Annotated in this window: 8 protein-coding genes and 1 pseudogene; 7 read left to right on the top strand and 2 right to left on the bottom strand. The window is 47.7% G+C overall.

Going from position 1 to position 9063, the window contains the following annotated elements:
• Nucleotides 1-980 precede the first annotated feature (980 nt).
• Together ACFQ0N_RS38105 and ACFQ0N_RS38100 are read left to right on the top strand one after the other, a co-directional pair.
• Nucleotides 981-1127, top strand: a pseudogene (locus tag ACFQ0N_RS38105) (aldo/keto reductase); the annotation flags it as partial.
• Between the two features lie 265 nt (nt 1128-1392).
• The gene (locus ACFQ0N_RS38100) at nt 1393-2925 is read left to right on the top strand and encodes a malate:quinone oxidoreductase (RefSeq protein ID WP_379335702.1); all 1533 of its coding nucleotides are present in this window, start codon (nt 1393-1395) and stop codon (nt 2923-2925) included.
• A 117-nt stretch (nt 2926-3042) separates the two neighbouring features.
• On the opposite strand, the gene ACFQ0N_RS38095 is transcribed toward ACFQ0N_RS38100, so the two are convergent.
• Nucleotides 3043-3771 (bottom strand): M15 family metallopeptidase, encoded by a 729-nt coding sequence (locus tag ACFQ0N_RS38095; RefSeq protein ID WP_379335700.1) that lies wholly within the window; start codon nt 3769-3771, stop codon nt 3043-3045.
• Nucleotides 3772-4031: 260 nt separating this feature from the next.
• On the opposite strand from ACFQ0N_RS38095, the gene ACFQ0N_RS38090 reads away from it, so the two are divergent.
• Genes ACFQ0N_RS38090 through ACFQ0N_RS38080 form a run of 3 tightly spaced genes read left to right on the top strand, consistent with a single transcriptional unit; the run spans nt 4032 to nt 7340 of the window.
• Entirely contained in the window at nt 4032-4730 is a 699-nt protein-coding gene (locus tag ACFQ0N_RS38090; RefSeq protein WP_379335698.1) for a response regulator, read from the top strand.
• A gap of 14 nt (nt 4731-4744) precedes the next feature.
• A complete protein-coding gene (locus tag ACFQ0N_RS38085; RefSeq protein ID WP_379335696.1) occupies nt 4745-6202 on the top strand; it encodes a sensor histidine kinase in 1458 nt (485 codons plus the stop codon).
• Nucleotides 6195-7340 (top strand): hypothetical protein, encoded by a 1146-nt coding sequence (locus ACFQ0N_RS38080; RefSeq protein WP_379335694.1) that lies wholly within the window; start codon nt 6195-6197, stop codon nt 7338-7340. Before ACFQ0N_RS38085 ends, ACFQ0N_RS38080 begins: the two co-directional genes overlap by 8 nt.
• 93 nt (nt 7341-7433) lie before the next feature.
• Here the strand turns inward: ACFQ0N_RS38080 and ACFQ0N_RS38075 are convergent, their stop codons facing one another.
• On the bottom strand, nt 7434-7757 hold the full coding sequence (locus ACFQ0N_RS38075) for a hypothetical protein (RefSeq protein ID WP_379335692.1): 324 nt from the start codon (nt 7755-7757) through the stop codon (nt 7434-7436).
• A gap of 169 nt (nt 7758-7926) precedes the next feature.
• On the opposite strand from ACFQ0N_RS38075, the gene ACFQ0N_RS38070 reads away from it, so the two are divergent.
• Both ACFQ0N_RS38070 and ACFQ0N_RS38065 read left to right on the top strand, forming a co-directional pair.
• Nucleotides 7927-8349 (top strand): NUDIX hydrolase, encoded by a 423-nt coding sequence (locus ACFQ0N_RS38070; protein WP_379335690.1) that lies wholly within the window; start codon nt 7927-7929, stop codon nt 8347-8349.
• 102 nt (nt 8350-8451) lie between these two features.
• The gene (locus ACFQ0N_RS38065; RefSeq protein WP_379335688.1) at nt 8452-9054 is read left to right on the top strand and encodes a GNAT family N-acetyltransferase; all 603 of its coding nucleotides are present in this window, start codon (nt 8452-8454) and stop codon (nt 9052-9054) included.
• Nucleotides 9055-9063: the final 9 nt, after the last annotated feature.

Raw genomic sequence — 9063 nt, 5'->3', positions numbered from 1 at the left:
GGACCCCTTTGTCCGGCAAAAAAGCCGAAGACAGAGGGGCGCTTCCCCATGCGCATAAAGGCCGATTCGTCAGCCCGGTAGCCTGAAGAAGGCTGAAGGACGATGTGAAATGTATCGTTCGAGTCTATTCGAAGGCCCCGTTTAGATGGAAATCTTCCTGAAATTTCAAGAAATCTTCAAAACAGATACGGGGAGCCTTAACATTTGAAATTAATCGACGCTCTCCTGTGTGCTGCTATTTGCTGAGGATGAGCCCGATTTTGCAAGAAAACGTCGAATTAAGATCGCTCACCTCCGTTAGATTCCAAAAATAAGGGTTACTGGCGAAATAACGTCTGCGACTTCCGTTAGAAGAAATCGCTTTGCGGCTTGCCGCTTTTTCGGGGCTCAAACCACTGGACACCGCTGCCGGCGATGAGTACTAAGGACGCCGTCAGGCGTTTTTCTCATTTTCCAAAAAAAGCGACAACCAACTCATCGGCTTATATTTGAGTGATGTATACATGAGTACAGAGTGACAAGGAAGGATTGGATTTAAATAATGAGAAAAGTGAAGGTTCTATGCGTTGGATTAATAGTTTCTATATTGGTGCCGATTGTTCATCTGGTTATTTTAGAAGCTACTACATCATATAAGAATTCACAGCATCATACCGATACTTCCGCAGAAATAATTAACATTGAGGGTGTGGGACCTGTTTCTCCTTCTAACAGAGCGACTATTTATTGGTATTCTTATACCGTTACAGACTTTTTGAAAGAATTTTTACTAAGCATGATTGTTTATCTTATGGTACTATACGTAATTCAACTATTAAGGAAGAAGAGAGCGTTATAGACTAAATTCCTTTGATCTAACGGGACACTATAAGGAAGGAGTTCCTTTACTGCAGTATATTCTGTAGAATATGCTAACTACGCTAAGCAAAAAGGACGCCGCGGCTGAAGTAGCGGGGTAGATATTCAGCTACTAAGGTCCGCTTGCCTGGTTGCTGCAGAAAGAAACGGTAACAGCTCCCATTATCGGTGCTGCGAAAATGTCTCATCTTGAAGATGCCGTAGCAGCTCTTTCAATAAGCTTAACACCAGAAGAAGTTGTTTCCGACAGAGCTGTTAAGCAAAGCTGAACCATACCATTAGTAACGTCAAAAATATTGTTGTGAGGAACATACGGATCCTTGATTTTTGTGTCTTCCTAGGGTTTTGTGGATGTTTTCTCACTTCTTGACTGCAACGCTGAAAATTACCGACTTTTAAATCGTATACAACTATCATATAATAGTAGATATCTTAATCTATAGACAGTGATACAATATAATCAGGTTATAATTGAGAAGGTGTGTGGCTTGCTCGCACCCTGGTTTGCTGTGGAACCAAATTAGGAGCGCCTGCATCTTTTCTTCAAAAAAAAGGACGGTAAAAATGAGCAACAGAAAAACCGAAACAGACGTTATCTTAATTGGTGCCGGAATTATGAGTGCGACTTTAGGGTCACTGCTGAAAGAATTAGTACCCGATTGGAAAATTACAGTGTTTGAGAAGCTGGCAAGCGCAGGCGAGGAAAGCTCTAACGAATGGAATAATGCGGGGACGGGGCATGCTGCACTGTGCGAGCTTAACTACACTTCCGAAAAACCAGACGGATCGATAGACATCAGCAAAGCGATAAAAGTCAATGAACAGTTTCAAGATTCATTGCAGTTTTGGTCTTATCTCGTAAACAGCAATCTGATTCGTAATCCGCAAGACTTTATCATGCCACTGCCTCATATGAGTTTAGTACAAGGGAAAGACAATGTAGCGTTTTTGAAAAAACGTTTTGAAGCGATGACCAACAATCCGCTGTTTCAAGGGATGGAATTCTCAGATGACCCGGAAAAATTGGCGAAATGGATTCCGCTTATTATGAAAGACCGGACATTGGATGAACCTATAGCGGCAACAAGAATCGAGTCTGGCACGGATGTTAACTTTGGCGCTTTAACGCGCATGCTGTTCGACCACTTAAAGAGGAAAAACGTCACTATCAATTACAAACATAGTGTTGATGATATTAAACGTACCAGCGACGGCTTGTGGGAATTGAAAGTGCGGAATATCGAGAGCGGATCCGCCGAGCGCCATACGGCAAAATTTGTTTTTATCGGCGGCGGGGGAGGAAGTCTTCCTTTACTGCAAAAATCCGGTATTCCTGAAGGAAAGCATATTGGGGGGTTCCCGATAAGCGGACTTTTCATGGTGTGCAATAATCCGGAAGTTGTAGCACAGCATCATGCCAAAGTGTACGGTAAAGCTAAGGTTGGCGCGCCTCCAATGTCTGTTCCGCATCTGGACACAAGGTTTATCGATAATAAAAAATCGCTGCTCTTTGGACCATTTGCCGGTTTCTCGCCCAAGTTCTTAAAAACCGGTTCGATGTTTGATTTAATCGGTTCTGTAAAACCGAATAATGTTTTAACAATGTTGGCGGCAGGTGCCAAAAACCTTTCATTAACAAAATACTTAATCCAGCAAGTTATGTTATCGAAAGAAAAGCGTATGGAAGAGCTGCGAGAGTTTATCCCGAACGCCAAAAGCGAGGATTGGGGCTTATTGGTGGCCGGACAACGTGTGCAAGTTATCAAAGATACAGCGGCTGGCGGCAAAGGAACGCTGCAATTCGGTACGGAAGTTGTCAGTGCCGCTGATGGATCGGTAGCCGCGTTGCTTGGGGCATCACCGGGTGCTTCTACCGCCGTTTCCGTCATGCTTGAGGTCATCGAAAAATGCTTCCCACAGCATCTAAAAGCATGGGAACCGAAAATAAAACAAATGATTCCTTCTTATGGCATATCATTATTGAAAAAACCAGAACTTATCCGTGAAATTCATACTTCGACAGCGCGGACGCTTGGTCTTAAACGCGAATTGGAGCTCGTCAAGTAGTTTAAATAAAATGACGATGATTTATACAAAATAAGGAGCAGTTTGCGTAAAGCAACTGCTCCTTATTTATTTTCGGGTGATAAAATAAATAACGTGTTTGTGTTCAAGCGTTTTTCCTCAGGTTTGGCGGCCGCCGGCGGGTGCCGATACCGGTGTCGCCTCCTCGTATTCCTCCAGCGTCCATCCGTGGGTATAAATAGTCTCGGCAGCGGCCGGGCCCACATAACGCAGATGCCAAGGCTCGTATTTATAACCGGTGATGTCTTCTTTTCCTTCCAGATAACGGATGATGAACCCGAATTCATGCGCGTGCTTGGCCAGCCATTCTGCCTCCGGCGTTCCGGCGAAGCAGTCGTTGGCTGCACATTTACCATCAGCGACAGTGACGTCGATGGCAAGACCTGTCTCATGCTCGCTCGTTCCCGGATACGCGCTGTAAGTGCGGGCTTTCTCCTCTCCGTCTTTGCGGACGTATGCTTCGAACACCTGTTTCTGCCTCTCATGGGAGCGGTAGGCGGAGACGCCTGCCAGAGGCACATCGTCCCTCTCTGCCGCGGCGAACAACTCCTCCAGGGCGTCCGCTGCCGGTTTGCGCATCATTCGCTTCTCGATTTTCTCATTGAAAGTAAACTTGACGTCTGGATAGACGAGATCGTCCGGCTTGTATCCTTCCGGCAGCGGATGGTCTTTATTGACCAGCAAGGAAGCGAACGCCGCCTCTGCTTCGGGCACCTGATCATGGGCGGTAGCCGTCTTAGCGGGATCGACGGATGAACTGGCCGAACCGCCGCCGGGGTTCGATTTCGGTGTGGCTCCGCTTCCACAAGCCGATAACAAGATGAGCATGGCGATAAGGGCGATGGTGGCGAACAATGGTTTTTGCAAAACGAAATCTCCTCTCTCTCGTTGAATGCCGTCTCTGGTTAATAAGTACGGCTTCAAGGAAAGGATAAGAGAGAGATGTATCTCGTCTTGCGGGTGGATGTATCCTGGCAGCAGACAAGTTGTATCCAATTTGTAAAATGTGCCTCAGCACGGTGCGGTTATTTAATTATTTGATACAATGGAAAGAACTTCGAAGCGAACCCAGATGGAGGACGAGCGTCATGCCGAATGAGAAAATAGTCGTCGTAGAAGACGAGACGGCCATTGCCGAGCTCCTGGTCTACGCGCTGCAGAAGGAAGGCTACCGCGTCCGCCATACAGCTACCGGTCAGGAGGCGATCGACTTCGTCCACTCGTTCGGGCCGGATCTGCTGTTACTGGATCTGATGCTCCCCGACATGAGCGGTTTCGATCTGTGCAAAATTGCGTCCAAGGAAAATTGGGGCATCCCGATCATCATGCTGACCGCGAAATCTGATACGGTTGACAAAATCTTAGGCATCGAATTGGGTGCCGATGACTATATAATCAAGCCTTTTGACATTCGGGAGGTCGTCGCAAGAATCAGAGCCGTCTTCCGGAGAATCGAGCTGGTGGCCGAGCGCTTTAGCCGGGAGGAAGCGGCTCCGATTATCGTTGGGGAGGACGTTGAAATCTCCAAGCGGAAGCGGGAGGTGAAGAAGTGCGGCGAGCCTGTGGAATTGAAAAACAAAGAGTTCGACCTGCTGCTCTTCCTGGCGGAGAACCAGGGGATCGTCTTCACCCGGGCTGAGCTGCTGGACAAAGTTTGGGACTTCACTTATCCGGGAGATACGAGAACAGTGGACATACATGTTCAGCGCATTCGCAAAAAGCTAGACGACCCTGATTCCCCTTCTCTCATCGAGACCGTATTCGGCGTCGGCTATAGGCTGCGTTAAACGGAGGTATCTGGATGAGACTTACAATTCGTTATAAGCTTTTGTTGTCGTTTTCGTTCGTCATCTTCGTTGGACTGACTGCGATGCTGCTCGTCTCCACCTCGATTACCGAGCGCAACGTGTCACGCATTATCGGGAAGGATATGGCCGATGCAAGACATAACCTTGAAGTCTACGTTAGTCAATATTTTCTGATCAAGAATATGACGCTGGATCGGGATACGCTGTCCGGCGAAGCGGACGGCCTAGTCAAGGAATTAAGCGCTGCTATCGGCAGTGCGGTGTCCCTTTACGATGAGAAGGGTCAGGGGCTATCCGCTCTCAACGTGTACTCAGCGCCGCCGAGCGACGACTTTTCCGAGGCGCTGCACGGCCAGAACGCCTATTCCACCCGCTCCTCCGGCGGTCGGACGACTGTCAGTTTGTCCATGCTAATGCATGCTAACGGCGATCCGGTTGGCATCGTTTACTTCGAAAAGGATTACTCCGGCCTTTCCGGCTTTACCCGGCAATTTATGACCGCGGTGCGCGGGTTCGCCATCGGCATCTTTATGCTCGTACTGCTGACGGCGGCATGGCTGTCGAGCCGGTTGTCAAAGCCTTTGGAGCGGCTATCTCGCAGCCTCGAGCAAGTATCGCTCGGCCGGTACGAGCCCATGCCGCCGGTGCGCGGCAACGACGAGATCGGGGATCTGTCTCGCTCGTTCAACCACATGGTCGGACAAATCCAGAATCAGGTCGAGATTATTAAGCAGGAACGAGATGCGCTCAAGGTGACGCAGGAAACGACCAAGACCTTCTTCGACAACGTCACGCACGAACTGAAAACCCCACTAACGACGATCCGCGGCTATGCGCAAATGCTGCTGGAGAACGGATTTACGGATAAGCCGTTTTTTACGAAGGGGATTCGCTACATTATGGAAGAGAGCAGCCGGTTGAATGAGAAAGTCGTGCAGATTATCGAATACTCTAAGTCATCTTCCGAACGGGCCGGCATGCGTTTTGAGCCTGTCGACATGTCGGCGCTTGTCCAGAAAGTGTGCGACGAGATGAGCGTCAAGGCGAAAAAATACGGCATGGAAATCAATTGCAAAGCTGAGAATGGCCTGACGGTGCGGGGAGACGGATTACGGATAAGAGAGATGTTGGTCAATGTCATCGACAATGCCGTCAAATACGGAGGAATCGGTACCGACGTCGATTGCTCGGTTGTACGTGATGGCGGCCGGGTTCGTATCCTCATCGCCGACAGGGGCCCCGGAATCGCGGAGGAGCATGTGCGCCGCTTGTTCGAGCCTTTCTACCGGGTGCCTGGTACGAAAAAAGAGGAGGAACGGGGGAGTGTCGGGCTTGGGCTTGCTATCGTCAAAAGCATCGTGGACAGCCATAAAGGAGAAGTGGAGGTCGCGAGCCAACCCGGCGGAGGAACAGTTGTGACAATCTGGATGGAGGAGGAGGGGCATGATTAGGAGCGGAAGAAAACCGTCGTTGGCATTTCCCCGAGTGGGGCTGCTGTTGCTGTTGACAGGAACGATCATTGCCGCCTACTGGGGAATCGGGGAAGCCTACTTGAGGTTCGCGGGTGGAGACCGCACGATTCTGCTCGACAGCGAGACGACGGCGGCTGCCGTACCGGGTGATTTTCGCATCGTGAGCGCAGTCAAGCGGCACAGTGATGATCCGTTGGACGGAGCCAGAATGCTTGGCGACGACAAGCTGCTCTTCTTCTCGGGCGAAGAGAACAAGGCACGGACCGGCATCTCCACGCTGAGCCTTACGGATAACACGATCGAGGAACTTGTAAATTCTCCAGGTCTATTTGACGGCTTCGCCTCGCCGGATGGAACGAAGCTCGTTTATTTCGTTTACAACGACAAAAGCTCTCCGACCACAGTATGGTATGACCTGACGGACCGGCGGGAGCTGGCTAGGCTGGACGGCGGCGCCGGTTTTTGCTCGACGATGCTTGACGATAGCCGCTATATCGGGCTGTTCAAAGAAGGCATCCGGCTGTTTGATATGAAGACGGGTGAAAACCGAATTATCGGGAAATGGACGGAAGACCTTTTCCGTCAAGGGCTCCTTCGCAAATATTCCTTTTATGCCAAGCCGTTTCGACTGAAGGTATCTCCTGACAGCGAGAGCGTCTATCTCCAGGTCACCGACGGCCGCAGCTCTGCGATCCGATTCTCCGCACTGGACGGATCGGAATCGATGCAGGCAGCCCTGGGCGATATTTACGACTTCGCTCCGTTAAACGGCGGCAGGCTGCTCGTCTCGGGCCGGATCAACGGGTCCGAAGGGTTGTTTCTTATTTCCGGCGAGCGCGGCGACCGGATTGTACGGCTCAAGGAAGGGTTCTTGACCAATCTGGCTGTCGATGCTGCTCAGAAGAAAATCGCGTATACGGTAAGATCAAGCGAAGGGCGCCCGGTTCTGTCTGTGGCCGCGCTGGATGCAAGCAAGGGCTTGTCCGCAGAAACGACCGTTTACAGCGACCCGGGCACGATCACGACGCTTCAATGGAACGGCGAAGGAACGACGCTCGTATGTGTGGCGCAAGGGCTGGAGGGAAGCGAGGTTTACCAGTTCCGGTTTTCTCCTTAAATTGGAAACAAGAGCGGAGTAGCTTTCCGCGGCAGCTGCTCTGCTTTTTTCAACTGAAGGGCATGAAGCGTGGTGTTAGACATCCAAAGAAAACTAGAAAATTGGTTTACAATTTTCTTTAAACTCTATAGCTTCGCACTCAATACTTACTTCATTTTGCTTATCTGTTAAAATGTAAAGTTGTTTTTCCTCGTTATAATTGACTTGGAAGCAACAATTATTCCATTTGAACTTTCCAGAATAGAGAATTGGTTCAATGCAAGCAATATGCAAGTTTCCTATGACGCCGGGTTTTTCAAGACGAAAAGTGATGGTTGTATGACTTAGATGATATTCCCAGACACAAGCGTTTGCTTGCTGCCATCTACTCAAAAAAGTTCTTCCTGACTTTAATATTTTCTCGGTATAATCATTCATAAATACACACTCACCTAATATATATTTATTCAATTCTGGTCGGTCTAAGTCTGCGAACTGCCTACTTCTTTGAACAATCCATAATCCCATCCTTTTTCCATTATAACAAAGGTGGCATTTTACACATCATTTCTTCTCTTCACCAATTTGTGAAAGGGGTTTCTAACACATGATTAGGATTGATGTAGCTTATTCTTTGATTACCACTGAGGATAAGAACAAGATATTGATGGTAAGAAATATTCATTCCTCGAGCTGGTCATTACCAGGTGGTGCCGTAGAAATCGAAGAGTCATTATCTGAAGCGGCAATTAGAGAGGCAAAAGAAGAAACAGGACTTGATGTGGAATTATCCGGTATCTGCGCTGTGAATGAATGTATTTTTCAAGGTAAGGGCGAACACGCTGTCTTTGTAACATTCAAAGCAAAAGTGAAGAGCGGGAAAGAAAAAATTACACGGCCACATGAGATAGCCGAAATAAAGTGGGTGGATATTGAGGAAGCAGATCGATTAATGCCCTACTATATTGGCGGATTTAAAGCACTGATCGAACGCGAAGCAATACCCTACAATAATCAAGGCCGTCGGTAGGTCTGTGATTAGCCTTAATAACTGATTGACTGACGATACATACCAATTTTTCAAATATAACCAGCTCATAGAATGGCAGGGCATAAAGCAGGAGTGATTTCCATGATTGAAATACGCTGGGCTCAGTTAGAAGATACCCGAGATTTAGGTTTTGTCCATTCAGAGTCTTATAGAAAGGCATATAAAGAGATAATACCGGATGAATATTTAGAGCAGTATACACCCGTTGTTAGAGAAAGGTATTTTTATAACACTCTTGTTCAAGGTACGGAACAGATAGCTGTAATTTTAGTTGATAATAAAATTGTGGGCTGTATGCTTCTGAAAGCTTGCAATGATGATGATTTACAAGATGATAGTGGCGAAATATCAGCCATATATCTTCTTCAAAATTACATAGGTATGGGCCTTGGAAAACAATTCTTGAACTGGGGATTAGAAAAATTAAAAGAGCTTGGATTTGGTTCGGTAGTATTGTGGGTACTAAAAGAAAACAAAAGGGCTATCAGGTTTTACGAACGGCAAGAGTTTGTATACGATGAAAAAGAGAGGCTAATCTTTAGAGGCATGAATTTACTTCAGTTAAGATCACTAGCGTTGCATAAAATCTCGGTATACACAAAAGTGAATATTCAGAAAATGGGTTTTTTCGGTGAAATCCAAAAGGTCGAACAGCCCTTAAAGGTAGTCCTTCCATTTGGTTAAATTATGTAA

It is taken from the genome of Paenibacillus sp. GCM10027626 (genome assembly GCF_042676285.1).
Taxonomy (GTDB): Bacteria; Bacillota; Bacilli; order Paenibacillales; family Paenibacillaceae; genus Paenibacillus_Z.
Note: the sequence above shows the minus strand (reverse complement) of the source record. Positions and strands in the feature narration are given on the sequence as shown.

Coding starts and splice junctions, on each gene's coding strand:
- ACFQ0N_RS38095 (WP_379335700.1), bottom strand. CDS start 3,771: ATGCTCATCTTGTTATCGGCTTGTGGAAGCGGAGCCACACCGAAATCG.
- ACFQ0N_RS38090 (WP_379335698.1), top strand. CDS start 4,032: ATGCCGAATGAGAAAATAGTCGTCGTAGAAGACGAGACGGCCATTGCC.
- ACFQ0N_RS38085 (WP_379335696.1), top strand. CDS start 4,745: ATGAGACTTACAATTCGTTATAAGCTTTTGTTGTCGTTTTCGTTCGTC.
- ACFQ0N_RS38080 (WP_379335694.1), top strand. CDS start 6,195: ATGATTAGGAGCGGAAGAAAACCGTCGTTGGCATTTCCCCGAGTGGGG.
- ACFQ0N_RS38075 (WP_379335692.1), bottom strand. CDS start 7,757: ATGAATGATTATACCGAGAAAATATTAAAGTCAGGAAGAACTTTTTTG.
- ACFQ0N_RS38070 (WP_379335690.1), top strand. CDS start 7,927: ATGATTAGGATTGATGTAGCTTATTCTTTGATTACCACTGAGGATAAG.
- ACFQ0N_RS38065 (WP_379335688.1), top strand. CDS start 8,452: ATGATTGAAATACGCTGGGCTCAGTTAGAAGATACCCGAGATTTAGGT.